Source organism: Nocardia sp. NPDC005978 (assembly GCF_040614455.1).
Lineage (GTDB): Bacteria > Actinomycetota > Actinomycetes > Mycobacteriales > Mycobacteriaceae > Nocardia.
The window spans coordinates 1-25823 of sequence record NZ_JBEXUS010000085.1 but is presented as its reverse complement, the minus strand read 5'-3'; the positions used below and the strand labels follow the sequence as shown (position 1 = coordinate 25823).

25 protein-coding genes are annotated in these 25823 nt (G+C 69.1%); 15 read left to right on the top strand and 10 right to left on the bottom strand.

The genetic code is table 11. The features are described 5' to 3' along the window. The first annotated feature begins 68 nt into the window (after positions 1-68). Positions 69-755, top strand: a complete 687-nt coding sequence (locus ABZ319_RS29685; RefSeq protein WP_354989808.1) for an HAD domain-containing protein — start codon at positions 69-71, stop codon at positions 753-755. A 13-nt stretch (positions 756-768) separates the two neighbouring features. On the opposite strand, the gene ABZ319_RS29680 is transcribed toward ABZ319_RS29685, so the two are convergent. Next, positions 769-1725, bottom strand: a complete 957-nt coding sequence (locus ABZ319_RS29680; protein ID WP_354989807.1) for a WYL domain-containing protein — start codon at positions 1723-1725, stop codon at positions 769-771. 99 nt (positions 1726-1824) lie between these two features. Here ABZ319_RS29680 and ABZ319_RS29675 point away from each other — a divergent pair, with 99 nt between their 5' ends. The 3 genes from ABZ319_RS29675 (at position 1825) to ABZ319_RS29665 (ending at position 5452) form a co-directional block, all read left to right on the top strand. Continuing rightward, the gene (locus ABZ319_RS29675; protein ID WP_354989806.1) at positions 1825-2457 is read left to right on the top strand and encodes a TIGR03086 family metal-binding protein; all 633 of its coding nucleotides are present in this window, start codon (positions 1825-1827) and stop codon (positions 2455-2457) included. 104 nt (positions 2458-2561) lie between these two features. Beyond that, on the top strand, positions 2562-3803 hold the full coding sequence (locus tag ABZ319_RS29670; protein ID WP_354989805.1) for a GDSL-type esterase/lipase family protein: 1242 nt from the start codon (positions 2562-2564) through the stop codon (positions 3801-3803). A 149-nt stretch (positions 3804-3952) separates the two neighbouring features. Further along, positions 3953-5452: a serine/threonine-protein kinase gene (locus ABZ319_RS29665; protein ID WP_354989804.1), complete on the top strand. Its 1500-nt coding sequence runs from the start codon at positions 3953-3955 to the stop codon at positions 5450-5452. On the opposite strand, the gene ABZ319_RS29660 is transcribed toward ABZ319_RS29665, so the two are convergent. After that, positions 5449-6690 carry an arginine deiminase gene (locus ABZ319_RS29660; protein WP_354989803.1) on the bottom strand — a complete coding sequence of 414 codons (1242 nt, stop codon included), beginning with the start codon at positions 6688-6690 and terminating at the stop codon, positions 5449-5451. The genes ABZ319_RS29665 and ABZ319_RS29660 overlap by 4 nt on opposite strands. A 12-nt stretch (positions 6691-6702) precedes the next feature. After that, entirely contained in the window at positions 6703-8142 is a 1440-nt protein-coding gene (locus ABZ319_RS29655; protein WP_354989802.1) for a basic amino acid/polyamine antiporter, read from the bottom strand. Positions 8143-8414: 272 nt separating this feature from the next. On the opposite strand from ABZ319_RS29655, the gene ychF reads away from it, so the two are divergent. Further along, on the top strand, positions 8415-9494 hold the full coding sequence (ychF, locus tag ABZ319_RS29650; RefSeq protein ID WP_354989801.1) for a redox-regulated ATPase YchF: 1080 nt from the start codon (positions 8415-8417) through the stop codon (positions 9492-9494). A 52-nt stretch (positions 9495-9546) separates the two neighbouring features. Here ychF and ABZ319_RS29645 read toward each other — a convergent pair whose 3' ends face one another. Next, positions 9547-10074: an ester cyclase gene (locus ABZ319_RS29645; protein WP_354989800.1), complete on the bottom strand. Its 528-nt coding sequence runs from the start codon at positions 10072-10074 to the stop codon at positions 9547-9549. A 179-nt stretch (positions 10075-10253) separates the two neighbouring features. Then, positions 10254-11192, bottom strand: a complete 939-nt coding sequence (locus ABZ319_RS29640; protein WP_354989799.1) for an SGNH/GDSL hydrolase family protein — start codon at positions 11190-11192, stop codon at positions 10254-10256. A 196-nt stretch (positions 11193-11388) separates the two neighbouring features. On the opposite strand from ABZ319_RS29640, the gene ABZ319_RS29635 reads away from it, so the two are divergent. Both ABZ319_RS29635 and ABZ319_RS29630 read left to right on the top strand, forming a co-directional pair. Then, positions 11389-11664, top strand: coding sequence for a hypothetical protein (locus ABZ319_RS29635; RefSeq protein ID WP_354989798.1), 276 nt, complete (start codon positions 11389-11391; stop codon positions 11662-11664). Positions 11665-11721: 57 nt separating this feature from the next. Further along, the gene (locus ABZ319_RS29630; RefSeq protein ID WP_354989797.1) at positions 11722-12579 is read left to right on the top strand and encodes an alpha/beta hydrolase; all 858 of its coding nucleotides are present in this window, start codon (positions 11722-11724) and stop codon (positions 12577-12579) included. On the opposite strand, the gene ABZ319_RS29625 is transcribed toward ABZ319_RS29630, so the two are convergent. Further along, entirely contained in the window at positions 12566-12775 is a 210-nt protein-coding gene (locus tag ABZ319_RS29625; protein ID WP_354989796.1) for a DUF397 domain-containing protein, read from the bottom strand. The two genes, ABZ319_RS29630 and ABZ319_RS29625, sit on opposite strands and share 14 nt — an antisense overlap. Further along, positions 12753-12920 (bottom strand): hypothetical protein, encoded by a 168-nt coding sequence (locus ABZ319_RS29620; RefSeq protein WP_354989795.1) that lies wholly within the window; start codon positions 12918-12920, stop codon positions 12753-12755. The genes ABZ319_RS29625 and ABZ319_RS29620 overlap by 23 nt, the downstream gene beginning before the upstream one ends. A gap of 226 nt (positions 12921-13146) precedes the next feature. Here ABZ319_RS29620 and ABZ319_RS29615 point away from each other — a divergent pair, with 226 nt between their 5' ends. Next, positions 13147-13506, top strand: coding sequence for a hypothetical protein (locus ABZ319_RS29615; RefSeq protein ID WP_354989794.1), 360 nt, complete (start codon positions 13147-13149; stop codon positions 13504-13506). Between the two features lie 30 nt (positions 13507-13536). On the opposite strand, the gene ABZ319_RS29610 is transcribed toward ABZ319_RS29615, so the two are convergent. Beyond that, a complete protein-coding gene (locus ABZ319_RS29610; protein ID WP_354989793.1) occupies positions 13537-14160 on the bottom strand; it encodes a TetR/AcrR family transcriptional regulator in 624 nt (207 codons plus the stop codon). Then, entirely contained in the window at positions 14157-15767 is a 1611-nt protein-coding gene (locus tag ABZ319_RS29605; protein ID WP_354989792.1) for an FAD-binding oxidoreductase, read from the bottom strand. Before ABZ319_RS29605 ends, ABZ319_RS29610 begins: the two co-directional genes overlap by 4 nt. 161 nt (positions 15768-15928) lie before the next feature. Here ABZ319_RS29605 and ABZ319_RS29600 point away from each other — a divergent pair, with 161 nt between their 5' ends. Beyond that, positions 15929-16588, top strand: a complete 660-nt coding sequence (locus ABZ319_RS29600) for an NAD-dependent epimerase/dehydratase family protein (protein ID WP_354989791.1) — start codon at positions 15929-15931, stop codon at positions 16586-16588. Positions 16589-16630: 42 nt separating this feature from the next. On the opposite strand, the gene ABZ319_RS29595 is transcribed toward ABZ319_RS29600, so the two are convergent. Continuing rightward, on the bottom strand, positions 16631-18580 hold the full coding sequence (locus ABZ319_RS29595; RefSeq protein ID WP_354989815.1) for a heavy metal translocating P-type ATPase: 1950 nt from the start codon (positions 18578-18580) through the stop codon (positions 16631-16633). 98 nt (positions 18581-18678) lie between these two features. Here ABZ319_RS29595 and ABZ319_RS29590 point away from each other — a divergent pair, with 98 nt between their 5' ends. The 6 genes from ABZ319_RS29590 to ABZ319_RS29565 all read left to right on the top strand — a co-directional run bounded on the left by ABZ319_RS29590 (position 18679) and on the right by ABZ319_RS29565 (position 25740). Continuing rightward, positions 18679-19041, top strand: coding sequence for a metalloregulator ArsR/SmtB family transcription factor (locus ABZ319_RS29590; RefSeq protein WP_354989790.1), 363 nt, complete (start codon positions 18679-18681; stop codon positions 19039-19041). Between the two features lie 215 nt (positions 19042-19256). Beyond that, positions 19257-19622, top strand: coding sequence for a BlaI/MecI/CopY family transcriptional regulator (locus ABZ319_RS29585; protein WP_354989789.1), 366 nt, complete (start codon positions 19257-19259; stop codon positions 19620-19622). Next, positions 19619-20569 carry a M56 family metallopeptidase gene (locus ABZ319_RS29580; protein ID WP_354989788.1) on the top strand — a complete coding sequence of 317 codons (951 nt, stop codon included), beginning with the start codon at positions 19619-19621 and terminating at the stop codon, positions 20567-20569. The genes ABZ319_RS29585 and ABZ319_RS29580 overlap by 4 nt, the downstream gene beginning before the upstream one ends. Positions 20570-20704: 135 nt before the next feature. Beyond that, positions 20705-22654 (top strand): peptidase, encoded by a 1950-nt coding sequence (locus tag ABZ319_RS29575; RefSeq protein WP_354989787.1) that lies wholly within the window; start codon positions 20705-20707, stop codon positions 22652-22654. A 26-nt stretch (positions 22655-22680) separates the two neighbouring features. Next, the gene (locus tag ABZ319_RS29570; protein ID WP_354989786.1) at positions 22681-24597 is read left to right on the top strand and encodes a cellulase family glycosylhydrolase; all 1917 of its coding nucleotides are present in this window, start codon (positions 22681-22683) and stop codon (positions 24595-24597) included. 180 nt (positions 24598-24777) lie between these two features. Then, complete coding sequence (locus ABZ319_RS29565) at positions 24778-25740, top strand: TerC/Alx family metal homeostasis membrane protein (protein WP_354989785.1); 963 nt, start codon at positions 24778-24780, stop codon at positions 25738-25740. Positions 25741-25823 lie beyond the last annotated feature (83 nt).

Sequence of the window (25823 nt, the reverse complement as noted above, 5' to 3'; positions counted from 1 at the left end):
GCCCCATGATTGGCAGGCCGATTCGTCGTCAGGGCCCGGCACGGCGTCCGGGCCGGTGGGGAGCGCCAATGTCCGATCCGATCGAACCCGCACCGAATCACACCCGGCCGAACCAACCGGGACCGAACCACCCCGAGCCGATCAGACCCGCGATTCTGCTGGACGTGGACGGCCCGCTGAATCCGTTCGCCGATTGCGACCGCCCCCGCGCCGCGACCTACCGGTCGCACCTGTTGCGCCCCAAGATATTTCCCGATCGTCCCGCCGAGAACCGCACGGTGTGGCTGGATCCCGGGCACGGCGCATTGCTGCTCGACCTCGCCGCCGCGACCGGCGCGGACCTGGTGTGGGCGACCCTGTGGGAGGACGAGGCCAACCGGCTGCTCGCGGCCCCGCTGGGCCTGCCCGAACTCGACGTGATTCGCTTCGCGGGCACCGCCTTCCAGCACTCGGACGGACACCACGCCAAGATCCGCGGCATAGATTCCTGGGCTGGCCGGCGTCCGCTGGTCTGGTTCGACGATCAGTTCCAGCCCCGTGACGCGGGCTGGGCTCGGGATCGTTCCACCCGCACCGCTCCGACCCGCCTCATCCCGATCGACCCGACGATCGGCCTGACGAGTGCGGACGTCGACGGGGCAAGGGATTTCCTGCTGACCTCGCGCCGCACCGCGGCGCTGTCCGGACACGGAGAATCGGCCGACCGGGGTGACTTCGACGAGTGCGCGGTCGACGAGGCCTCCGCTAGACCGTGACGGCGGCTCGCCGCTACCGCTGCGCCGGGGTCGACTCGCTGTAGCGGCGGGCCAGAGTACGCAGGTGCGCCACCAATTCCGGCGGCCCGTCCACCCGGAAGTCCATCATCAGCATGCTCAGGTAGATGGCGATGGTTTCCAGCGCGTCCGCCCCGGTCAGCAGGCGGCAGGTGTTCTCGGTCAGCGGCTCGACGATGCCCACCGCCGGGTTGATGCGCGCGATCACGGTCGCGGCGGATTGCAGCACGGTGACCTCGGCGTGCACCTTCCAGCCCGAGAGCGAGACCTCGCGCAGCACGAAGCCGACCAGGTCCTGCTGGGGGAGCGGGCGCGGCGCGAAGGGGCGGTCGCTCCGGTCGAGCTGTTCGACCGACGCCACGGGCAGGGCCCGCCAGGTGTGGGTGTGCAGGCTGTAGGCCACCAGGAACCAGCGGCGGGTGGCGCTGATCAGGCGGTAGGGCTCGTATTCGACCCCGTCCACCCGCAGGGTGACGGCGGCGCGGATCGCGGTGGCGATGGTGGCCAGGGTCTCGGCCGGGACGGGGGCCTCGGGTTCGCGCGAGCCGATGACGGCGGGCCCGACGTCGGTGGCGGTGCGCAGCGCGGTCACCTTGCGCTGCAGGCGTTTCGGCAGGATGCGTTCCATCTTGGCCAGGGCGCGGGTGAGGGTGACGTCCATGTCGGCGACGCCGGTGCTGCCCTTGGCGGTCAGGCCCATCGCGACCGCGATGGCCACCGCTTCCTCGTCGTCGAGCAGCAGCGGCGGCATCGTCGTGCCCTGACCCAGGCGATAGCCCCCGACCGGACCGCGTTCGGCGTGCACCGGATAGCCGAGTTCGCGCAGCCTGGCGATGTCCTGGCGCAGGGTGCGGTCGGTGACGGCGAGGCGTTCGGCCAGGTCACGGCCGGTATGCGTGCCGTTCTGCAGCAGCGAGAGCAGGCGCAGCAACCGCGTTGTGGTGGAGGTCACACTGTCGGCTTTCGATCGGCGGATCTATTAGGAAGAAAACAAGCCTAATTGCCTCATACCTTTATCTCAACGGATCGAAACGAACTGAGAGGCAAGACAATGAACGCCACCGAGAACACCGCGAACAACACCCCCGCCGCCGCCCTCGCCCCCGTCTGGCGCGACGTGCTCGCCACCTCCTACCGCGCACTGACCGACGCGGTCGCCGGGGTCGCCGACGATCAGTGGCAGCTGGCCACCCCCTGCTCGGAATGGACTGTGACGCAGGTGGTTCAGCACGCCGCCGGTGATCAGCTGGCCTACGCCTCCGCGCTCGGCATCGGCGCGGGCCCGGCCTACGACCCCTTCGCCCCGTCCGGCGCCATCGAGGGCGGCGCGGCCAAGCTGATCTCGGTCGCCGTCGAGGAGACCGCCACCGCGTGGTCCACCGTCTCCGACGACACCGAGGCCGTCCCGACCCCGCTGCCCTTCGGCGACCTGCCGACCCCGGTCGCCGGCGTGCTGTGCGCGATGGACGCGATGGTGCACGCCTGGGATATCGCCATCGCCACCGGTCAGCCGTCCCCGCTCACCGACGAGGTCGCCGGTCACCTGCTCACCGCGGCCCGCGGGCTGATCGAGCCGCTGCGCCAGTACGGCGTGTTCGCGGACATCGTCGAGCCGGGCGCGGCGAGCTCCACCCCGGTCGTCGACGAGCTGCTCGAGTACCTCGGCCGCGACCCGCGCGCCTGAGCACTGGCAGAACTCTCTTACCCGACGGTAACTTGGTGGGCGGGCCAGAGTGGTCTTGCTGGACCCGCCCGGGCGGCACGCAGCCGACGAAGGGAATCTCCGCCGTGCGCATCGCCGCCGTCATCCTCGGAGCACTGCTCCTGCTCGCGGGAGCCGGGGCTGCCGCGCCCGCGCCCGCGTTCACCTGGCAGGCGGCCTGGGTCACCGCCACCCAGCGGCCCGGCGACAGCTTCAACTGGTCCACCTCCGGATTCGGGAATCAGTCTGTGCGCCAGGTGATTCGGGTCAGCGCGGAAGGATCGACCCTGCGGCTGCGACTATCGAACCGATTCGGAACCCAGCCGCTGGTGGTGACCGGGGCGACGATCGCCCGCAGTGCCGGCGGTGCGGCCCTGTACCCGGACAGCCTGCAGCCCTTGACCATCGGGCACGAGTTCACCTTCCGGATCGACACCGGGGCCGAGGCCGTCACCGATCCGGTCGCTTTGCCGGTCGCCATGCTCGAAGAACTAACGGTCACACTGTATTTCGCCGACGCCACCGGGCCGGCCACCTACCACGCGCTGACCCCGAACACCTCGTATCTCGCGTGGGACGACCACCGCGCCGACAGCACCGGCGAGGCGTTCGCGGTCACCTCCACCTCCTTCTACTACCTGGACGCGGTCGAGGTGGCCGACTCGCATCCGCACCGGCCCGCGGTGGCCCTGTTCGGTGATTCCTTCACCGAGGGCGTCGGCTCCACCCGCGATCAGCACAACGCCTACCCCGATCAACTGGCCGAACTGCTGCTGGCCCAGGACCGCAGGCGCGCGGTGCTCAATCTCGGGATCAACGGCAACTGCGTGATCGCGGATTCGCAGTGGCTCGGTGAAGGCGGGTTGACCCGGTTCCAGCGTGATGTGCTGGACCGCCCGGGGGTGGGCACCGTGGTCATCCTGCAGGGCATCAACGACATCTGGGTCGGCGGCGCGAATCTGGCGCTGGGACCGCTCACCGGCGGGCTGTCCGCCGAGCAGGTGATCGAGGGCCTGCGGGGGCTCATCGCCCAGGCGCGGGCGGGGGGTCTGCGGGTGATCGGCGCGACCATCGCCCCGGTCGGGCGGTCCACCTTCGACAGCGGGGACCGGGCCAGGTTCGCCGACCGCGAGGGCGTGCGCCGGGCGGTCAACGACTGGATCCGCGGGTCCGGCGAGTACGACGCGGTCGCCGACATCGCGACCGTGCTGGCCGATCCCGCCGCCACCGACCGGCTCGCCGCGGTCTACGACATCGGCGATCACCTGCACCCGAACGACGCCGGTCACGCGGCCATGGCGGCCGCGGTCGCGGCGGTGCTCGACTGAGCCGTGAGCCGATTCCGCGCGGACGCGGATGAACACCCGCCGCCGATTCCGGTTATGTTGTCCGGTGCGGGCCGCGCCGCCATGATCTCGAGGCCGAGGGCCTGTCGCGCGCCGCGGGATTTGCTGTCGGGGAATGCGGGAGTTCGAAGATGCTGCGCAGCGGTGAGGTTTTCGCCGAATATGTGGTCGAAGGCGAGCTGGGTCGCGGCGGCATGGGTTCGGTATTTCTGGCCCGGCATCCGCGCCTGCCGCGCTTGACCGCGCTGAAAGTCCTGAATCGGCACCTGTTCTCCGATCCGGAGAGCCGAGCCCGTTTCGATCGGGAAGCCGAACTCGTGGCGCGGCTGGATCATCCCAATATCGTGGCGATCTACGATCGCGGCGCCGAGGGCGAACAGCTGTGGATCTCCATGCAGTACGTGGACGGCCCGGACGCCTCGACGGTTCCCGATCACGAGATGACCGCCGACCGCGCGGTGCGCATCGTCTCGGAAGTGGCCGAAGCGCTGGATCACGCGCACAGTCGCGGCGTGCTGCATCGCGACATCAAGCCCGCGAACATTCTGCTGGAGCAGTCCGTGACCGGGCGACCCGAACGAGTACTGCTGACCGACTTCGGAATCGCGCGCCTGCGTGATGACGCCGGGCATTTGACGCGCACCGGAACCTTCACCGCCACTTTGGCCTACGCGTCCCCGGAGCAGCTTTCGGGCGAGCAGCTCGACGCTCGCGCCGATCAATACTCGCTGGCGTGCACGATGTTTCGATTGCTGACCGGGGTCGGGCCGTACGAGTCCGATCATCCGGCCGTGGTGATGCAGGGGCACCTGTACGAGCAGCCGCCGTCGCTGTCCGCGATCCGGCCGGATCTGCCGGTGGCGCTGCACCGGGTGCTGGCGCGGGCCATGGCCAAACGGCCGCAGGATCGGTTCGGGTCCTGCGCGGAGTTCGCCGCGGCGGCGCGGCGGGCGCTGGCGGACGGGATCGACGCGACCGCGACCGTGCCGTTCACCGGCGCACCGGCGCGCGCGGAGCAGACGCGCGTGATCGCGCCGCCGAGCGCGCCCGAGCCGAGCCGTTCGCGCCGCGGGCTGTTCGCCGGCATCGGGGCCGCGGTGCTGGCCGTCGTTCTGGCGGTGGTCGCCGGCCTGTTCTTCATCGACCGGGGCGACGCGGGCAATCAGACCTCGGCCGGTGACCTGGACGCGCTGTGGGAGGCGTTCCCGCGCATGGTGCCGGTCGACAAGGGCCGCAAGGAGGGTTTCAACGCCGCCACCTGCAAGAGCTACGAGCCCAAGGACCGGCCCTCGGACAGCGACGACGGCCTCGACGTCGGCCGCTGGACCGCCCAGTGGGAGTGCGACGGCGGCGGCAGCTACAAGGACCCGACGTTCCGTTTCTACGCCTACCGCTCGGCCGACGACGTCCGCGCGGTGACCGCGCTGCTCGACCCCGCCACCAAGTTCTCCGAACGGAATCACGGTGTCTCGTACGTGAATTACCGCGTGAAGTCCTACTGGGGCGAGTCGATCATCACCGTCTTCCTCGACACCGACGATCGCGCGCCGTTCCTCATGTATTCGCGCCCGCGCTCGTCCAGCGAGAAGCCGGACATCGTCGCGTGGTGGAAGACCACGCGTCTGGACTAGTCGAGCGGATCGCGTGCGATCGGGCAGGTCATGCAGTGCCCGCCGCCGCGCCCACGCCCGAGTTCCGCGCCGACGATGGTGATGACCTCGATGCCCTGTCGCCGAAGTTCGGTGTTGGTGTGGGTATTCCGGTCGTACGCGAACACCACGCCCGGTTCGGCCGCGACCAGGTTGTTGCCGCTGTCCCACTGCTGGCGCTGATTGGCGTAGTAGCCGCCGCCGGTTTCCACGACGCGCAGTGTCGCGAGGTTCAGCGCGTCCGCCACGACGTCCAGGAAGGGCGACTTCTCCTCGGTGACTTCGATTCCTGTCGCGTTGTCGCCGGGACGCAGTGAGAAGGTGTGTATTCCCTCCACCACATCGGGATACGCGGTCACCAGATCGCGATCGGCGAAGGTGAAGACTGTGTCCAGGTGCATGGCCGAGCGCAGTTTGGGCATGCCGGCGGCGATGACCCGGGTCGCCGCGCCGTTGTCGAACAGGGTCTTGGCCAGCTGGGTGACGGCCTGCCTCGAAGACCGTTCGCTCATCCCGATCAACACCGCGCCGTTGCCGATCGGCATGACATCGCCGCCTTCGAGAGTGGCGTTGCCCCAGTCTTTTTCGGGATCGCCCCACCAGACCCGCGCGCCGGTGAAGTCGGGGTGGAAACTGTAGATCGCCTTCATCAGCAGTGTTTCGTCATGGCGCGCGGGCCAATACAGCGGATTGAGCGTGACGCCGCCGTAGATCCAGCAGCTGGTGTCGCGAGTGTAGAGGGTGTTCGGCAACGGCGGGAGCAGGTACTCGCGCACCCCGGCCTGTTCCCGGGCCAGGGCGCGGTAGCCGGCGGCGTACTCGCCGGGCAGGTCCGCGACCGCCAGGCCGCCGATCAGGTGGACCGCGAGTTCGCGCGCGGTCGATTCGGCGAGGTACGAGCGCACTTCGTCGACCAGGCCCAGCCCGACCTGGTTCACGGTGATGGTCCGGTCGAGCACCCAGTCCCGGGCTTCGGGGAGCTCCAGCGTCGCGGCGAGTACCTCGTGCAGTTCCACGACCTCGATGCCGCGGTCGCGCATCTTGGTGATGAAGTCGAGGTGATCGCGCTTGGCGTTCTGCACCCACAGCACGTCGTCGAAGAGCAGGTCGTCGCAATTGGTGGGGGTCAGCCGGTCGTGGGCAAGGCCGGGCGCGCACACCAGCACCTTGCGCAATGCGCCTACCTCGGAGTGCACGCCGAATGCGTTGGGGCTGGTCATGATTCGGTCTCCTCAGATGGATATCAGTCCGGTGGCCAGGGCGATGATCGCGGCGATCGCGCCGAGCACGGTGATGGCGAACAGCACCGCTTCGACCGGGCTGAACAGCTTCTTGCCGCGTTCCCGGCGCGAGAGGATGAACAGGATGGTTCCGGGGGCGTAGATGATGAAGGACAGCAGCACGAATTCGAGTCCGGCGACCAGGATCATGAAGGCGGTGTAGAACGTCGCGGCGCCGGCGATGAGCAGTTCGCGGTTGCGGTCCTGCGGCCTGATCTCGTCGTAGGTCTCGCGGGTGCTCGCCAGTTTCAGCGCGTAGGCCGCCGCGAGCAGATATGGCACCAGCGACAGCGCGCTGCTGAGTTTGAGCGTGAAGGTGAAGGCGTCGTCGGAGAACAGGGTGGTCAGCAGGACCAGCTGGATCAGCACGGTCGTGAAGGTCACCGCGACCACCGGCACCCGGTTGGCGTTGACCCGGGCCAGGAACGCGGGCATGTCGTCGTCCTCGGCGGCGACGAACAGCACTTCCGCGGCCATCAGCGTCCAGGCGAGGTACGCGCCCAGCACCGAGACGATGAGCCCGATGCTGATGAACCACGCGCCCCACGGGCCGACCGCGGATTCGAAGACCGGCGACATGGAGGGCTGCTGCATGCCCGCCAGTTCCTCGCGCGGCACGATGCCGAACGAAACCATGGTGACGGAGGCGAAAACCGCCAGCACACTGAGGAATCCGAGGATCGTGGCGCGGCCGATGTCGGCGCGGCTGCGCGCGTAGCGGGAGTACACGCTCGCGCCCTCGATGCCGAGGAAGACGAACACCGTGATCAGCATCGTGGCGCGCACCTGGCTGAAGAGCGATTCGGTGTAACCGTCACCGCCCCAGAAGTTGTCGGCGAACACCCCGGGGTCGAAATAGAACAGCAGCACGATGACGAAGACCAGGATCGGCACGATCTTCGCGATCGTGACGATCTTGTTGATGGTCGCGGCCTCCTGGACGCCGCGCAGCACCGTGAAGTGGAAGGCCCAGATGAACACGGTCGAGAGCAGGACCGCGGGGACGGTGTTGCCCTCGCCGAAGATCGGCAGCACCTGTCCGAGGGTCGATTTGATCAGCACCCAGTAGGACACGTTGCCGACGCAGGCGCTGGCCCAGTAGCCGAACGCCGAGATGAAGCCGAGGTATTCGCCGAAGCCGGCCTTCGCGTACGCGTAGACGCCGGCGTCGAGGTCGGGTTTGCGGACGGCGAGGCTCTGGAAGACCAGGGCGAGGGTGAACATGCCGGTGCCCGCGATGGCCCAGGCGATGAGTGCGCCGAAGCCGCCGGTGGCCTGGCCGAAATTGCGGGGCAGGGAGAACACGCCCGCGCCGACCATGGAACCGACCACCATGGCCGACAGGGTCAGCAGCGGCATGGTCTTGTCGGGGGTGTGGGTCGTTGTGGCCAAGGTTGTCCCCCTCGCTCACCGCGATCTGTCGGCTATCTCCGGTCTCGATGTCTCTATCAGGGTGGTTTTGTGGCTGAATGCGGCAATCCGACCCTCCCATACTCGGTTCGCGAATGCGCGGCAATCTATGAACTCTCTGCGGTGCCGACACCGGCCGGTGTGTGCGGGTGCGAGGCCGGTTCCGCGGTGTCCGGGCCGGGCCGGGCCCGTGCCCGCCGTCCGCGCCGCCCGGCGTGTCCGGGTGGGGAGTGCGCAGGTAAGCTCTCTTTCTCGTGAGTCTCACCCTCGGAATCGTCGGCCTGCCCAACGTCGGAAAGTCGACGCTCTTCAACGCGCTGACCCGCAACGACGTGCTGGCCGCGAACTACCCGTTCGCGACCATCGAGCCGAACACCGGTGTCGTGCCGCTGCCGGATCCGCGGCTGGGGGTGCTCGCGGAGATCTTCGGTTCCGAGCGGCAGCTGCCCGCCGTGGTGACGTTCGTCGACATCGCCGGCATCGTGAAGGGCGCGTCCGAGGGCGAGGGCCTGGGGAACAAGTTCCTCGCCAACATCCGTGAGGCCGACGCCATCTGCCAGGTCGTGCGCGTGTTCGCCGACGACGACGTGGTGCACGTGGACGGCAAGGTCGATCCGCTGGCCGATATCGAGGTCATCGAGACCGAGCTGATCCTGGCCGACATGCAGACCTTGGAGAAGGCGGTCGTCCGCCTGGACAAGGAAGCGCGCATCAAGAAGGACCGCAAGCCGGTCGCCGATGCCGCCAAGCAGGCGCAGGACATTCTGAACAGCGGCCGCACCCTGTTCGCGGCCCAGAAGGAGCTCGATGTCGAGCTGCTCAAGGAACTGTCGCTGCTGACGATCAAGCCGTTCCTCTACGTCTTCAACGCCGACGAGACGGTGCTGACCGACGAGGCCCGCAAGGCCGAGCTGAAGGCGGCCGTTGCGCCCGCCGACGCGGTGTTCCTGGACGCCAAGATCGAGTCCGAGCTGATCGAGCTCGACGACGAGTCCGCCCTGGAACTCCTGGAGTCGATCGGCCAGACCGAGCCCGGCCTGCACGCCCTGGCCCGCGCGGGTTTCCACACCCTCGGCCTGCAGACCTACCTGACCGCGGGCCCGAAGGAGTCCCGCGCCTGGACGATTCACCAGGGCGACACGGCCCCCAAGGCGGCCGGCGTGATCCACACCGACTTCGAACGCGGCTTCATCAAGGCCGAGATCGTCGCCTACGCCGACCTGGTCGAGGCCGGCTCGATGGCCGCCGCGAAGGCGGCGGGCAAGGTCCGGATCGAAGGCAAGGAATACGTGATGGTGGACGGCGACGTGGTCGAGTTCCGCTTCAACGTCTAGGTTTTCGCGCTCACAGCCGCGTCGGTCCCTCGGATCGGCGCGGCTGTTCGCGTTACCGGCCGCCGTGTTCCCGTTGGGCCTTGCGTTTGGCTCTTGCCATGCGCAGGAGGTAGGTGGGGGTTGGGGGGACCCAGGCGAGTTGGACGGCTTGGCCGAGGTCGTCTCGGTTGGCCCAGTGCTCGATGATTTTGCCTTCGGAGACCCGGAGCCAGTGGGTTTGGGTGGTGGCGAAGGTCTTGCCGGTGGGTGGGAAGACCTGGTCTATCGCGCCGTACTCGTCGTAGGTGACGAAGGGGCCGGTGTGGCGGCCGTGCATCGTGGTGTGGAGGGCGACCAGGTCGCCCTGGACCACGGCGGCCTCGATCGTGTGGCGGAGGCCGGAGTAGGCGGAGCGGAGCCACAGGGCCGTGGCGTAGTAGGCGGCGGGGCCGCGGCCCCGGGTCGCGGGGGGCTCGGATTTGCCCTCGCGGTTGATCGCGTCGGGGTGGATGATCGCGTCGAAGTCGGCGCGCTCGCCCTCGGACATGAGGTGCACCGAGCGAATGGCAAGGGCGCGTGCGGTTTCGGTCGTGGTGTCCATGGGATCTCGCAATCGAGGCGGGCGGACCTGTCCCAGGGATATATCGGGATCGAACGCCGTTGCGTTCGATCCCGTTGGGGCGCACACGCACGAACTCCGGCGACAGGGAGTCCCGGAGTCCACGGGACGAACGCGGCCCGGCAGGGTTCGAGCCGCCGGGCGGTCGTGTCGGCGCGCGGTCAGCGGGGAGCCGGGGCGGCCAAATACTCCTGCAGGCCCCGGGACACGGCCGCGTCGCCTTCGACCGTGGGGTGGCCGGGCTGGCCGAAGAAGTCGGGGCCGGGGGTGAAGATCCCGTTCAGCCAGGGGTCGGGGGAGCAGAGGCCGTGGCCGGCGGTCGCGGCGGCGGAGTCGAAGTACTCGATGCCCAGTTCGGTGGCGGCGGCGCGGGGAGCCTGCTGGACGCTGTCGAAGACGTCGGTCACCGCGCTCGCGCGGGGGAGGGCCACGGGGGCGCCGAGGACCGACATGCAGATCGTGTCGTCGCCGGGGGTGTGCATCTCCTGGTAGCCGACCAGGACTATGCGGGCGTTCGGGGCGTAGTAGCGGATGTAGGTGACGATGTCGCGGAGCTTGTCCACGTAGAGCTGGGCCGTCAGCAGGGTCGGGGGATAGGCGGTGGTCGCCGCGTCCGCGGTGCTGCAGCCACGGACCACGTTCACCAGGCAGGGGGCCAAAGCATCCTGGGCCCTGTGGTTTTCGCCCCAGGCGTCGTTCAGGCCGAACTGCATCAGCACCGCTTTCGTGCGGTCGCCGAACGCGCCGGAGGCAGCGGCCTGGCGGGCCTGGGTCAGCGCGGTCCAGAAGTTGTCCTCGCCGTGCCGGTACATGTACGACCCGACACAGGACACGTCCTCGATGTCTTTGCTGTCCCACAACCCCATGCGCTGGGCCAGCTGCGTCGGCCACGAGGTGTCCAGCCGCTGGCACGGCACGCCCGCGGGCTGCGGCTGCATCGTGGCCCAGGTGGCATTGGCGGTATTCGAATCGCCCATGACGACCAAGGACTTCCCCGGTTGCCCGGGCGCGTTCTCCGCAGTCGCCGACGGCGCGGTGAGCCCGCTCAGCAATACCGCCGATCCGAATACCATCGCGGCGGCGGTGATGAGAGAGCGCATGAGAAAACCCTTCGAGACTCGCGATCGAACCGTCGCCCGACAACCTTCGCAAGGTAAAGGATCGCATTTCAATTTTGTGAAGATTCACATACCCCCGGTGCCCCCAATTCCGGGGGCAACGAGGAATCGTGAAGCCCCGGCGGCCGGTCGGGTGTCGGCGTGTCATGAACCCGGCGCAACGCCCTAGGCTGCGGAAATGACTCACGACAACGAAGCGCCCGCGCACATCGAGGTCGGATACACGCACCTGTTCGCCGGTCTCGAACTGCGGCCCGACCGCCCGGCCGCCGACTACGAACTTTTGTTCTCCGACGGCTCGGTCGTTCGCGCCGAAGTACTCGGCGGTGCGGCGGGGGAGTCCGTTCTGCGAGTCGATTCGTATCGCACCGAAGCGGGAACGGTTATCCCCGAGCGGGTATGGATGGTGCGCCCCGGTGCGGGCGACGCCGTCAAACTCGGCCGGGCGCTGTGAGGTAACTCGTACCCCGACAGCGCCATTCGGCGAAACGGGGCGAATACGGTGGCGGGTATGAACGAGATCGCGATGATCGAGGCGAACGGGCTGGAGTTCGGATATCTCTCGGCGGGACCGGATTCCGGGCCGCTCGCGCTGCTGCTGCACGGGTTCCCGGACACGCCGCATTCGTGGCGGCATGTCGCGAAAGAGCTGGGGGCGGCGGGATACCGGGTCGTCGCGCCCTACATGCGGGGCTACGCGCCCACCTCGGTCGCCCCGGACGGGGCGTATCGGGCGGGTGCGCTGGCGGCGGACGCGAACGCGCTGCACGAAGCGTTCGGCGGCGGGGCCGATGCCGTTCTGGTCGGCCACGATTGGGGCGCGCCCGCCGTGTACGGCGCGATCGCCGCGGAGCCGAGCCGCTGGCGGCGCGCGGTGGCCATGTCCATGCCGCCGACGGCCGCGCTGCGGGCGGGCTCGCTGAGCTACGAACAGCTCAAACGGTCGTTCTACATCTACCTGTTCCAGACGCCCGTGGCGGAGTCGGTGCTGAACGCGGATTTCATCGCCGGGCTGTGGCGGGACTGGTCGCCGGGCCACGACGAGGATTTGCGGCCGGTCTTCGACGCGCTACGGGCTCCCGAGAACGTCGCGGCGGCACTCGGCTACTACCGCTCGATGCTGAACCCGCCCGCGCGACGGCCGGGACGCCCAGCGGCGCAACCGCTCACGGCGAGCACCGTGCCGGTCCTCTACCTGCACGGCGCGGCCGACGGCTGCCTGAGCTTCGACGCGGTCGATCCCGCGCTCACGAATCATCTACCGCCGGGCTCGCGGCACGCGCTGATAGCGGAAGCGGGCCACTTCCTCCAGGTGGATCAGCCCGCCGCGGTCAACGCCGAGATCCTCGACTGGTTCACGGCAGGTTGAACGAGCCCTTCGCAACGTCGGCCGTGAATCGATCCCAAGCGCCGGAATCGAATACGAGGGCCGCGCCCGCGGGGTTCTTGGAGTCCCGCACCCCAACCACCCCCGCGCCCAGGAATGCGACCTCGCCGCATTCTCCACCGGCCTGGCTGTAGCTGCTCTCGAACCACTGCGAATCAGCGTGGACTCTCGTAGCCAAGAATCACGAAGGGCGGCTGGAGACTGCTCGCGCCCATGTCGAGTAGCTGGGCGGCTTTGGTCCGGGTCATTCCCGTGCGAGTTCGCCATTCGAAGAGATAGCGGCCGAGTTGTCGGCGCGGCAGGGTCGATCCCGTCTCATTCATGTGGTTTCCCCGCCCCGGGCGAGCGGTCTCACCCGCTTCGCATACATCACCCCATTCCTTCCGGGCGGTGTGCCGGCGATTTCCCGTTGCTGGTTTGGTGCACCCGATTCGGGAAACCCCTGCACTACTGAAGGCGTGTGCTGGTTACAGGCGCTCGGAGCCGGATAAGCGGTCTCCGGATCCGAGTTGCTTTCCGAGCAAGGCGATCAGGAGCGGAGGAGAAGCCGTGAATTTTCGACCGACAGCACTGGGTTACATCCGGAGCGACGTTTCCCGCGTGCAGCAGGCGTGGGATGAAGAGCAGATCCGGAGCCGGGCCCGCCGGCTCGGGTACGACTTCGCGAAAATGGTTGTGGTGGACGGGCGTACGAACGACCGCCCGCTGGCGGGGTTGAAAGCGACCATCGCGCGGATCGAGGCGGAGGCGGTATTCGTGCCCAGCGCGGCGCATTTCGCGGGGGAAGCCGTTCCGGCCGGCCTGATCCGCGTGGCGGATGTCATCACGGTGAATCCGTTCGTCACCTACGCGCGCTGGTCGACCGGGCTGGTGGACAGCGCGGGACAGGGGACGGCGGACACCGCCTGACGCGCGAGCGAACCGCCGTCGAGCGGAACGCTAGGGCGACGGCTGCCGGATGGCGGTGAACACCCGGAGGCAGTGCTCGGTCATCTGTTCCGGTGTGTACCCGGGGTGCTCGCGCCACCACGAGATCGTGGTCGAGACGATGCTGAACCACCAGGCCAGCAGGAGCGAATGGTCCTCGGGCGCGGAGACGCCCGCCGCATCCAGGACCTCGTCCACGCCCGAAGCGCCCATCCCGTTCAGGGCCTCCTGGTAGCCGCGAGCATGGTCGAACGCCGCGCTGGGGCGGGGCAGGGTCTGGTCGTAGATCACGCGCCAGTTCTGGGTGCGGCCGTCCAGCGCGGTGAAGATCCCGGACAGGGTGGCCAGCGCCCTACCGGACGCGCCCGGCACCCCCTGGGCGGCGGCCACCGCCGAGACCAGGCCGTCGCCCGCGCGCCGCACGCACGCGGCGTGCAGACCGTCGCGGGAACCGAAGTACGTGTAGATCAGCGGCTTGGAAACCCCCGCGGCGGAGGCGATATCGGCCAGCGAGGCGTTCGCGTAGCCGCGATCGCCGAACTCGGCGGTCGCGATGTCGAGGATCTGCTGTTCGCGCTGCTCACGCGGAACGCCCTTGGTCCCGGCCCGATTCGCGGCCGTCTCGCCGCCGGTCACGGGCGGAGCGCGGGATCGATCAGCACGCCGGGATTGAGGATCCCCGCGGGATCCAGGGCCGACTTCGACGCGCGCAGGGCGGTCGCGAAGGGCTCCGGGCGCTGGTTGTCGTACCACGGGCGGTGATCGCGGCCCACCGCGTGGTGGTGGGTGATGGTGCCGCCGGAGTCCGACAGTGCCTGGGAGACAGCGGCTTTGATCTCGTCCCACTGTTCCACGGTCCGGCCCCAGTGGCCTGCCGCGTAGATCCCGAAGTACGGGGCGGGGCCGTCGGGGTAGACGTGGGTGAAGCGGCAGGTCACCACGCCGGTGATGCCGAGCGCATCGAAGGCCCCGGCGGCGGCGGCGTGCACGGCGGCGCGCAATTCCTCGAAACGATCCCAGGTGCAGGCGGTTTCGAAGGTCTCCACGATCATCGACTGCGCTGCGAGGGCGTCGCGCTGATACGGCATGCGCAGGAACGAGGAGCGCCAGGTGTCCGCCGAGCCGGTGCGCGCCGAATCCTGCTCGGAGTCGGCGGAACTCACGCCGTCGGGTACCCGGCCGCCGTACTCGCCGCAGATCCGCAGGGCATGCGAGATCGCCTCGTCCACCGGATGATCCGCGGATTCGAAGCCGAGCACCAGCACGCCGCCGGAGGTGGGAGTCCCGGCGTTGAGGAACGCCTCCATGGGATCGAGCAGGCGGCAGTTCGCCGGGAACAGGCCCGACTGCGCGATCACCCGGGTCGCGGTGACGGCGGCGGTGTAGTCGTCGAACAGCACCGACGCGCCCGACCGCCAGCGCGGTCGCACCTGCACGCGCATCCACGCCTCGGTGATCACGCCCAGAATGCCTTCGGACCCCAGGAACATGCGATCGGGGGAGGGGCCCGCGCCCGACCCGGGCAGCCTGCGCGATTCGCTGATTCCCACCGGCGTCACCACCCGCATGGATTCGACCATGTCGTCGATATGGGTGTAGACCGTCGCGAAGTGCCCGCCCGCGCGCGTCGCCAACCAGCCACCGAGCGTGGAGAATTCGAACGACTGCGGGAAATGCCGCAGGGTCAGATTCTCCGGGCGCAGGGCCTGCTCCAGCGCGGGACCGAGCATCCCCGCCTGGATGCGGGCGGCGCGGCTCACGTGATCGATCTCCAGGATCCGGTTCAGCCCGCCCAGATCCAGCGAGACGACACCCGGGTAGTCGTCGGTTCCGCGCGGTTCCACACCGCCGACCACCGACGTGCCACCGCCGAACGGGATGACCGCGATCCCGTCGCCGGCGCACCAGTCCAGGACGTCGACCACATCCTGTTCGGTGCGCGGGCGCACCACGAGGTCCGGCACGTTGTCCACGCGGCCGAGCAACGCCCGCACCACATCCCGGAACGCCTGCCCGTGGCCGTGCGCGACGCGATCACGCAGGTCCTGGGACGCCAAGCCGGACAGTGCTTTCGGGGCCTCGATGCGCGAGTCCGGCACCTTCAGCTCGGACAGCGCGGGAGCCTCGTGCACCGACAGGTCGGCGTCGGGGGCGATGGCCTTCACTCGCTCGGTGAGTGCGGCCCGCTCGGCTCCGGTCACCGCGTCCTCGACGTTTCCCCAGCCCCACCACGACCGCGTCATCGCCGTCTCCTCTCACCGCGCTCAGCAATTGAACCCAAGGTAATTTACTGTGAATTCAATTACAAGGGATCGTGCCTTCCGGCGGTGAAACGCCACGGATCCCCGTGCCCGGCCCGGCGCGCGTGCGGATTCCCGCGGCCGGGCTCGGGCAAGATCGAGGGATGAAGGTCATCGTTTTCGGTGGTACGGGCATGGTCGGCCAAGGGGTGCTCCGGGAGTGCCTGCGCGATGCGCGAGTGACGGAGGTGCTCGCGATCGGGCGCGGTTCGACAGGGCTCACCGACCCGAAACTGCGGGAGGTGGTCCAGCCGGACCCGGCCGATCTCTCGGCGCTGTCCGACGAGCTGCCGGGAATCGACGCGTGCTTCTTCTGCCTCGGCGTCTCCTCGGTGGGCATGAAGGAAGACGAGTACCGCCGCATCACCTACGACCTCACCATGCGGGTCGCCCGCACGCTGGCGGACGCGAATCCGAAGATGACGTTCATCTACGTCTCCGGACAGGGCACCGACAGCACCGAGCGGGGCCGCACGATGTGGGCCCGGGTCAAGGGCAAGACCGAGAACGACCTGCTCGCACTTCCGTTCCGGGCGTATATGTTCCGCCCCGGCTTCATCCAGCCGAAGGACGGCGTGATCTCCAAGACCCCGCTGTACCGCGCCGCCTACGCGGTGACCGGTCCCCTCATCCCCGTGCTCAAACGCCTCGCCCCCAACATCGTCAACGACAATCGCGAGATCGGCCGCGCCATGATCTCCGTCGCCGAATCCGGCTCGGACATCCGCGTGCTGACACCGCGCGACATCACCGCCCGCGCCTGACGCTCGGGTAAAGCGCCGTGGCAGTGCGTATGTGGGGCGAACTCACCGCTCCTCCGCCGCGCGCTGCCAGGCCGAATCCCGGAGCAGGCGCAGACCGTTGAGTGCCACCAGCAGTGTGGAGCCTTCGTGACCTGCCACCCCCAGCGGAAGCGGAAGCGTCCCGGCCAGGTCCCAGATGACAAGGGCGGCAATGCAGGTGGCGGCGATCGTCAGGTTGGCGATGACGACGCGCCGTGCACGGCGGGACAGGGCGATGACAGCCGGGACCGCGGTGAGGTCCTCGTGAATCAGAATCGCGTCCGCGGTGTGCAGCGTGAGGTCCGCCGCGGGGCTGTTCATGGCTATGCCGACGGTCGCCGTGGCGAGCGCGGGTGCGTCATTGATGCCGTCGCCGACCATGGCAACGCGCTCGCCACCGGCTTGCAGGGCGTGGATCGCGGCGGCCTTGTCCGCGGGCAGCAGGTTCGCGCGGACGTCGGTGATGCCCACCGCGCCCGCGAGCAGCGTTGCGGCGCGGTGGTTGTCGCCGGTCAACAGGATCGGGTCGGCAGCGGTCAACCGCCGCGCCGCGGCGACCGTGCGCCGCGCTTCGGGGCGGACCCGGTCGGTCAGGGCCAGCACGCCGACGGGAGTGCCGTCCCGGGTGACGATCACGGCCGTGCGGCCCCCGGCCTCGAGGCGCCGGATGGTTTCCGTCGTGCAATCCTCGGCGACCCGCGGTGCGCCGGGCGCGGTCACCGCGACGCGATGGCCTTCCACCAGCGCGGACACACCCTGCCCGGGTGTGGCGAGGAAGTCATCGGCGATGGGCGCCGGCAGTTTTCGCGCATCGGCGGCGCGGACGATCGCGGCGGCCAGCGGATGTTCACTCGGCCGCTCGGCGGCCGCTGCCAGGCGCAGCAGCTCGTCTTCGTCGAATCGTGTTTCCAGACGGTGGATTTCGGCGAGTTCGGGCGTCCCACGGGTCAGGGTTCCCGTCTTGTCGAACGCGATCCGCGAGACAGCGCCCAGCTGTTCCATGACCACCGCGGATTTGACCAGCACACCGTGCCGCCCGGCATTGGCCATCGCGGCCAGCAGCGGCGGCATGGTCGCGAGCACCACCGCGCACGGTGAGGCCACGATCATGAAGGTCATCGCCCGCAGCAGCGCGCGCTGCAGGGTGTCGCCGCAGATCAGCGGTATCGCGAACAGCAGGAGCGTGGCCGCGACCATGCCGACCGAATACCGCTGCTCGACCTTCTCGATGAACAGCTGCGTGCGGGCCTTGGTGCGGCCCGCGTCCTGGACCAGGGTGGCGATCCGCGCCACCACCCACTCCGCGGCCCGCCGATCCACGCGCACCCGCAACGCGCCGGTGCCGTTGAGCGTCCCGGCGAAGACCTCGTCGCCCGCGGTCTTCGGTACCGGCATCGACTCCCCGGTGATGGTGGCCTGATCGACCTCGCTGCCGCCCCCGATCACGGTGCCGTCGGCCGGAATTCGCTCTCCCGGGCGGACCAGCAGCACGTCGCCCACCACGAGGTCGGCCGCCTGCACCACCCGTTCCGCGCCCGCGGGATCCAGCCGGGTCGCGGTGTCCGGCGCGAGATCGAGCAGCCCCCGCACCGAATCCTCGGTGCGCGCCGTCGCGAACGCCTCCAGCGCACCCGAGGTCGCGAAGATGACGATCAGCAGCGCGCCGTCGGTGACCTGGCCGATCGCCGCCGCGCCGAGCGCGGCGACCACCATCAGCAGATCTACGTCCAGTGTCCGTTCACGCAGCGCGCGCAGCCCCGCCAGCCCGGGTTCCCAGCCGCCCGCCGCGTAGCAGCCGAGGTAGCACGCCCACCACATCCACTCGGGCGCGCCGGCGAGCTGCGCGCCCAGCCCGATCACGAACAGCCCGAGGGCTGCTGCGGCCCAGCGGGTTTCGGTCAGGTCGAACGGCCGGGTGCGACGCACCGGTGCGGCGGACGGGGCGAACTCGGACGGTACGACGGTCGGCGCGATCACCGGTCTCCTCCGGGACGAACGGTCGGGAACGCGGCCACGATAACAGAAAATATGAAGATCTATTCATGTGTTGTGGCACACTAAGCTCTCCGGTCATGGGACATGGAGTCGAAGGGCGCGACCGCCCGCCGGTGCGGCTGGACGCCGCCGCGGCCGCCCATGTCGCCAACACCCTCCAGGCCCTGGCCACCCCCAGCCGGCTGCTGATCCTGACCGAACTGCGGCACGGGCCGCTGCCGGTGACCGAACTCGCCGAGGCGATCGGCATGGAGCAGTCGGCGGTCTCGCATCAGCTGCGCCTGCTGCGCAATCTCGGCCTGGTCGTCGGCACCCGCGCGGGCCGCAGCATCATCTACAGCCTGCACGACAATCACGTCGCGCAGCTGCTCGACGAGGCGATCTACCACAGCGAACACCTGCGCCTGGGCCTGTCCGACCGGCCCGGAAACGCGAGCTGACCGCTTCCCTCGGGTATTCGCCGGCGCGCTCCGCCTGGACCCGCACTATCTCGGCAGCCGGCTCGGCCGAGGCGTCCCCCGCATTCGGCCGGATCGGCCCCGCGCCCGGGAACTTTCCGCGAGCCCCGGCTGAAAACTATGGCGGATAGTAGGTTTGGCGGGCAATGGCCGGGCAGGGTCGCCCGGCCGGGCGTGGATCGGACGGGGTTGGGGTTATGAAGGGCCTGGGTGCGCTGGAGAGCCAGGTGATGGCGGTGCTGTGGGAGAGCGCGGACGCGCTGTCCGTGCACGACCTGGTGGCGGGACTCGGCACCGACGAGCGGGTGCCCGCCTACACCACCGTGCTGACCGTGGTGACGCATCTGTGGGAGAAGGGCTGGGTGCGGCGGGAGAAGGTGGGGCGGTCGTATCGGTACCAGCCCAGCCGGACCCGGGCCGAGGCGACCACCGATCTGCTGCGCGAGATCCTCGACGACAGTCCCGACGCACCGGCGGTACTGCTGCATTTGGCGCGTACCGCGAGCGCCCGCGAGGTGGAAGCGTTGCGGCGCGGGCTATCCGGCGGCGGGAGTACCGCGTGATCGTGATAACCGCCCTGCTGGCAGCGGGTTTCGCACTCGCGATCGCCGGGCCGCGCGTGCTGGCCCGGATAGACTTCAGCGCCGCCCCGCGCATCGGGATGGCGGCCTGGCTGGGCGCGATCGCGGCCGTGATGGGCAGCGCCGTGCTGGTGCTGATCGCGCTGGCGTGGCAGGGGGACCCGCCGGGGGAGCGGGCCGCGAAGGCGGTGGCGCGCAGTCTGGCCGCGCTCGAGCCGCTGGTGATCACCTGGACCGCGGGGCTCATCATGCCGGTGGTGTTGATCGGCATGATCGTGCCGACCGGGCAGCTGGCGCGCATCGCCATCGGGCATCGCGGCCGGGAGACGGCACTGCGCCGCCGGCACTCCGAACTCATCGAGATACTGGGCCGCGCGGACCCCGCCGGCGCGCGGCTGGTCCGGCTCGACCATCCGATTCCGCTGGCGTACAGCGTCGCCGGACGTGGCGGCTACGTCGTGGTCACCGACGGGCTGGCGCGCTGCCTGACCGACGCGCAGTGGCGGGCCGTACTCGCGCACGAGAACGCGCACCTGCGCGGGTTCCACCACCACATTCTGGGGGCGTGCCAGATTCTGGCCCGGGCGTTCGGGTGGGTGCCGCTGTTCACCGCGGCCCCGGCCGCCATGGCCACCCTGCTCGAACTCGCCGCCGATCGCACGGCCGCGAACTCGACAGATCCGCAGTCGCTCTACACCGCGCTGCGCACCGTCGCCGCGCATACCGCCGGTGCGCCCGCCGGTCGCCTCGGGCTGATCGACGCCGACCTGGCCACCCGCCTGGAATGCCTTGCCGCGGCGCCGGAATCGCGCTCGGCCGCACGGTGCACGGCCGCCGCCATGCTGGTGGCGACGCTGTCGCTGGCCCCGCTCGCGGCGGTCGTCGCCGTCGGATCGATCACCGGGCTGGTCGGCTTGATCGCGGCCTGACAATCGGCCACGAAAAACTATCTTCCATAGTAATTTGACGGAAGGGTGCGCGCCGGCGGGTCCCGTGGAAGCGCCGGCATCGCGGTTCGCGTGTGCTCAAAATGTGAAATGGAACTAGTTCAGAAACGAGAAGCCTTGCGTTTCACGCTTTTCCGCCCGTGCAGGGCGATGCCGGTGCTCGCGGCCACGGCCCTGGTCGGGGCCGGTCTCGCCGCCCCCGGTCCGGCCGCCGCGGACCCGGCCGGCGATCCCGGGCAGACCCGCTATTCGCTGGTCGACGGCTGCTTTCGAATCGAAACCCCCGCCGGGCCACTGGTTCCCGCGGCCGAGCCGTTCCGCATGCGCGCCACCGCGCTCGGCGAATACCTGCTCTACGGGCGGCAGCGCGAGGTGCTCGAAGCGACCGGCGGTGCGATTCGGGCCGCGCGAGAACCCTCGGACGCCGCGGTGTGGACGGTGAACGGCTCGGGTGCTGCCGGATTCACGATCTCGAACGGCACGCTGAGCACGCCCGCGGTCTTCGCGCCCGACACCGGCTGCGCGGAATTCCCGGAGGCACAGGCCAATGCGCACGGCACGCCGGGCTCGGGTGTCGGCGCGGATGGCTCGATCGTGGGCACCATCGACGCCCACGCGCACGTCACCGCCTACGAATTCATGGGCGGCGATTTCCACTGCGGCCGGCCCTGGCATCGGTTCGGGGTCACCTACGCGCTGCCCGATTGCGCGCAATATCGCACCGGCACCAACGGTCTGGTCGCGAGCTTCCTCGATTACGGCGAGCCCTTCCGCAAGTCGGATACCGCGGGCTGGCCCGGATTCCGGGACTGGCCGAAACCCTCGGTGCTGACCGCGGAGGGCGCCTACTGGACCGGCATCGAGCGGTCGTGGAAGGCCGGGCTGCGGGTGCTGACGGTCGATCTGGTCGACAACGAATCGCTGTGCGCGATGATGACCGACCGCCGAAACCCCTGCGACGACATGGCTTCGGTGCGCACGCAGGCGGCCGGGCTGCGCGCGCTGGAGAACTACATCGACGCCCAGTCCGGCGGTCCGGGACGGGGGTTCTTCCGCATCGTCACCGATCCGGGCCAAGCCCGCGCGGTGGCGGCGGCGGGCAAGCTCGCGGTGGTCCTGGGGATGGAGGTGTCGAATCCGCTGGGCTGCGGGGTGTTCCTCGGTCAACCGCAGTGCACCCGGGGCGATGTCGACCGCAGTCTGACCGAACTCCGGGCACTGGGGGTCAGCAGCTTCTTCCCGGTCCACAAGTTCGACAACGCGTTCGGCGGCACGAAGATGGACCACGATGTGACCGGTCTGCTCGTGAACGCCGGCAACTTCATGCAGACGGGGACCTTCTGGAACGTGCAGGGTTGCACCGGTCCCGAACATGACAGCACCCAGCCGTCGGTGCCCGTCGCCGGGCACCTCAACCAGTTCCTGAGCCTGCTGACCGGTCCGCTGCTCGGCGGTGCGCCGCTGCCGCTGTACGCTCCCGGATCACATTGCAACGCCAGGGGATTGACCGAGCTGGGCGAGTACCTGATCAACCGGATGATCGACCTCGGATTCCTGATCGAAGTCGATCACCTGAGCGAGGCCACCGCCGGGGAGGTCATGTCCATCATCGAGCGCCGCGGCTATCCCGGCGTGCTGTCCTCGCACGGGTGGGACTCGGACAAGACGACGAAAAGAGTCTATGCCGCCGGTGGTTTCGCCACGCCGTACGCGGGCGGCCCCGCGGGATTCGTGGAGAACTGGCGTGCGGCGCGCGCCATGCCCCGGCCCGCCGGGGAGTTCGGGTACGGCTTCGGCTCGGATATGAACGGCATCGCCGGGCAGGGCGGTCCCATCGGACCCGGGATCGTCGCCTACCCGTTCACCTCGTACGACGGCAGCGTGGTCTTCGGCCGGGAGCGCTGGGGCGAGCGCACTTTCGACATCGGAACCGACGGCACCGCCACCTACGGCAGCTACGCCGACTGGCTCGAAGCCGTCCGGGTCCTGGGCGGCCCGGAGATCATGAGCGACGTGTTCCGCGGCGCGGAGGTCTACCTCCGGCTGTGGGAGCGGGTGCGGAGCTGATTGCAGTGCGACACAGGAGATTTGCCGTGCAGAACACACTATTCGACGGATCGCGCCGGACCACCGTGCGCGTGAGACTGACCCGCGGATCCGCGCGGGCCGCGGTGGTACTGGCACTGCTGGCCGGGGCGCTCGGCGTCCCGGCCGAGCACCTCACCCCCGCCGCGCAGGCCGATCCCGCCGCCCTGCGGGGTCCGCTCAGCACCGTGGGCCGGTACATCGTGGACGCGAACGGCCAACGCGTGAAACTGAAGTCGGGCAACTGGCACGGTTCCAGCGGCACCTGGCAGGGCAACGGCAGCGACGAGGAGGACGCGAACAACTTCGCACAGGAGAACGGTCATCGCGCCCCGCTGGGGTTGGACCGCGTGCCCATGGGACAGCTGATCGCGGACTTCCGAGCGCTGGGGTTCAACAGTATTCGGCTGCCGTTCTCCAACGAGATGATCGGCGACGCCCGCCCGGTGCGGGGGCTGACCGCGAACCCCGGACTCAACGGGCTCACCCCGCTCGAGGTGTTCGACCGGGCCGTCGCCGCGCTCACCGACGCCGGACTCGCCGTCATCCTGAACAATCACACCACCGCCACCCGCTGGTGCTGCGCGGTGGACGGCAGCGAACGCTGGAACTCCGGGCAGAGCACCGAGAAGTGGATCGAGGACTGGGCATTCCTGGCCGCGCGCTACCGATCGAATTCCGGTGTGGTGGGCGCGGATCTGCGCAACGAGGTGCGCCGTGACACCTTGGACAACCCGAACTGGGGGCTGGGCGACAAACACGACTGGGCCGCCGCCGCCGAGCGCGCGGGCAACCGAATCCTGGCCGACGCCAACCCGAATCTGCTCATCATGATCGAGGGCATCAACTGGTCCGGCATTCCGACCGACCTCACCTGGCACGACCGGCCCATCCTGAAGCCGCTGAAAGACCTGTCCGCCACCTTGGTTCGCTCGCACAAACTCGTCTACGCCGCGCACTTCTACGGCTACATCGGCCCGAAGCACACCGGGGCGAGCGGCTGGGGCGAAACCCACGACGCCCGCTTCCGGGAGCTGGCGCGCGGCGAGTTGTTCGCCGCGATGGACGCGCTCGCGGGCTACGCCGCCACCACCCCGGACCGGCATTTCACCGCGCCGGTGTGGATCAGCGAATTCGGCATCGGCAAGGACGCGACGGCGCAGGATCGTGCGTGGTTCGCGAACATGGTCGACTTCCTCATCGAGCGCGATCTCGACTTCGCCTACTGGCCCGTCGTCGGATTCCAGCACGGTGATCAGGGCAATCAGTGGGGACTGGTGCGGTACGACACCGACGGCGCCGTGCGCCGCGCGGTGGACGCCGACGATTGGCGCGCCCCGCATATCCAGCGGCTGCTGGCGCACGACGGTACGACCGGCCCGGTCGCACCGGTGCGGACCTGGTCGATGCTCTCGGCCCGCCATGCCGACGACAACGCCTCGCTGCGCGCGGCAAGCGACTGGGATGCGGGCGCGCGCAAACTGGCGTGCCCCGACGATCAGCGGCTGATCGGCATCAGCAGCCGCGGGCAGGGCGGGCTGTGCACCGACGCGACCCACGCCGCGCTGTGGCAGCCCGACACCCGGGCCACGGTCGTGAAACAGGAGCTCGTCACCACCGACTGGGCGCGCGGCTTCACCAAATATCAGTGCGCGGACGGGCAATTCATGATCGGGTACAGCCTGCGCGGGGACAGCGTGTCCGCCGTGCTGTGCGCGCCCGGGCGGATTCCCCTGGCCGGCGCGGGCCGCACCCTCTGGGACGACCGCGGCGACACCCGCCCCGCGTCCGGCGAGGGCGGCGACTACGCGACGGGCTACTACAAAGCGCAGTGCGACGCGAACGAATACGCGGCCGGCATCGGTTTCTCGCGCGGCATCCTGCGCGGCGGTCACCCCGACGCGCTGTACTGCCGCGCGCTGTGAGTTGTAACCGGTGACTCGTTCGGATGCCGTTTCTCGTCTTTGACCCTTGACTGACCTGAACTTTTGGATTTCTTTACCTTTATTGGAGATTTCGGTAGCCTCGACGAAGACCCAGGGGCTTCTCCCGCTGGCGACCAATCCTTGATCGTGTTGTGCGGACCTGCCCCGGAGGCGTGTGTAGTGGATGTTTCTCTGACCATGTGGGCGGTGACGGTCGCCGTCCTGAGCGCCCTCATCGCCGTCGACTTCTTCATCGGCCGCAAACCGCACGACGTCTCCATGAAGGAAGCCGGCATCTGGACCGTGGTCTGGATCGCGCTGGCCGCGCTGTTCGGCCTCGGCCTGCTGTTCATGGGCGAATCCCAGGCGTCGACCGAATTCTTCGCCGGCTTCATCACCGAGAAGTCGCTGAGCGTGGACAACCTCTTCGTCTTCGTGCTGATCATGGCGAAGTTCTCGGTGCCCTCGCACCTGCAACAGCGCGTGCTGCTGTTCGGCGTGCTCATCGCGCTGGTGCTGCGCGCGGCCTTCATCGGCGCCGGCGCGGCCATCATCTCCAACTTCTCGTGGGTGTTCTACATCTTCGGCGCGTTCCTGATCTACACCGCGTGGAAGCTCATCAAGGAGGCGCGGGCCGAGGAAGAGGACGAGGAGTTCGAGGAGAACCGGCTCCTGAAGTCCATCGAGCACCGGTTCGGCGTCGCCGACCAGTACCACGGCACCAAGCTGTTCGTTCAGAAGAACGGCAAGCGCATCATGACCCCGCTGCTGGTGGTCATGCTCGCCATCGGCACCACCGACATCCTGTTCGCCCTGGACTCGATTCCGGCCATCTTCGGCCTGACCCAGGACCCGTACATCGTGTTCACCGCCAACGCGTTCGCGCTGATGGGCCTGCGCCAGCTGTACTTCCTGCTGGGCGGACTGCTCAAGAAGCTGATCCACCTGAGCTACGGACTGTCGGTGATCCTGGGCTTCATCGGCGTCAAACTGGTGCTGCACGCGCTGCACGAGTCCGGCGTGGACGTCCCGGAGATCTCCACCCCGCTCTCGCTCGGCGTCATCTGCGGCGTACTGGTCGTCACCACCGTCACCAGCCTCGTCGCGGCCCGCAAACTGGAGGCCGCGGACTCCGCCAAGTAAGCCCGCAAGCGCCGGGCGACACCGCCCGGAATCCACCGCCCGCCGGTCGCGTCACGCGCCGGCGGGGGGTGGGCTGGCCGGGG

Coding starts and splice junctions, on each gene's coding strand:
- ABZ319_RS29685 (WP_354989808.1), top strand. CDS start 69: ATGTCCGATCCGATCGAACCCGCACCGAATCACACCCGGCCGAACCAA.
- ABZ319_RS29675 (WP_354989806.1), top strand. CDS start 1,825: ATGAACGCCACCGAGAACACCGCGAACAACACCCCCGCCGCCGCCCTC.
- ABZ319_RS29665 (WP_354989804.1), top strand. CDS start 3,953: ATGCTGCGCAGCGGTGAGGTTTTCGCCGAATATGTGGTCGAAGGCGAG.
- ABZ319_RS29660 (WP_354989803.1), bottom strand. CDS start 6,690: ATGACCAGCCCCAACGCATTCGGCGTGCACTCCGAGGTAGGCGCATTG.
- ABZ319_RS29645 (WP_354989800.1), bottom strand. CDS start 10,074: ATGGACACCACGACCGAAACCGCACGCGCCCTTGCCATTCGCTCGGTG.
- ABZ319_RS29640 (WP_354989799.1), bottom strand. CDS start 11,192: ATGCGCTCTCTCATCACCGCCGCCGCGATGGTATTCGGATCGGCGGTA.
- ABZ319_RS29635 (WP_354989798.1), top strand. CDS start 11,389: ATGACTCACGACAACGAAGCGCCCGCGCACATCGAGGTCGGATACACG.
- ABZ319_RS29630 (WP_354989797.1), top strand. CDS start 11,722: ATGAACGAGATCGCGATGATCGAGGCGAACGGGCTGGAGTTCGGATAT.
- ABZ319_RS29620 (WP_354989795.1), bottom strand. CDS start 12,920: ATGAATGAGACGGGATCGACCCTGCCGCGCCGACAACTCGGCCGCTAT.
- ABZ319_RS29605 (WP_354989792.1), bottom strand. CDS start 15,767: ATGACGCGGTCGTGGTGGGGCTGGGGAAACGTCGAGGACGCGGTGACC.
- ABZ319_RS29600 (WP_354989791.1), top strand. CDS start 15,929: ATGAAGGTCATCGTTTTCGGTGGTACGGGCATGGTCGGCCAAGGGGTG.
- ABZ319_RS29590 (WP_354989790.1), top strand. CDS start 18,679: ATGGGACATGGAGTCGAAGGGCGCGACCGCCCGCCGGTGCGGCTGGAC.
- ABZ319_RS29585 (WP_354989789.1), top strand. CDS start 19,257: ATGAAGGGCCTGGGTGCGCTGGAGAGCCAGGTGATGGCGGTGCTGTGG.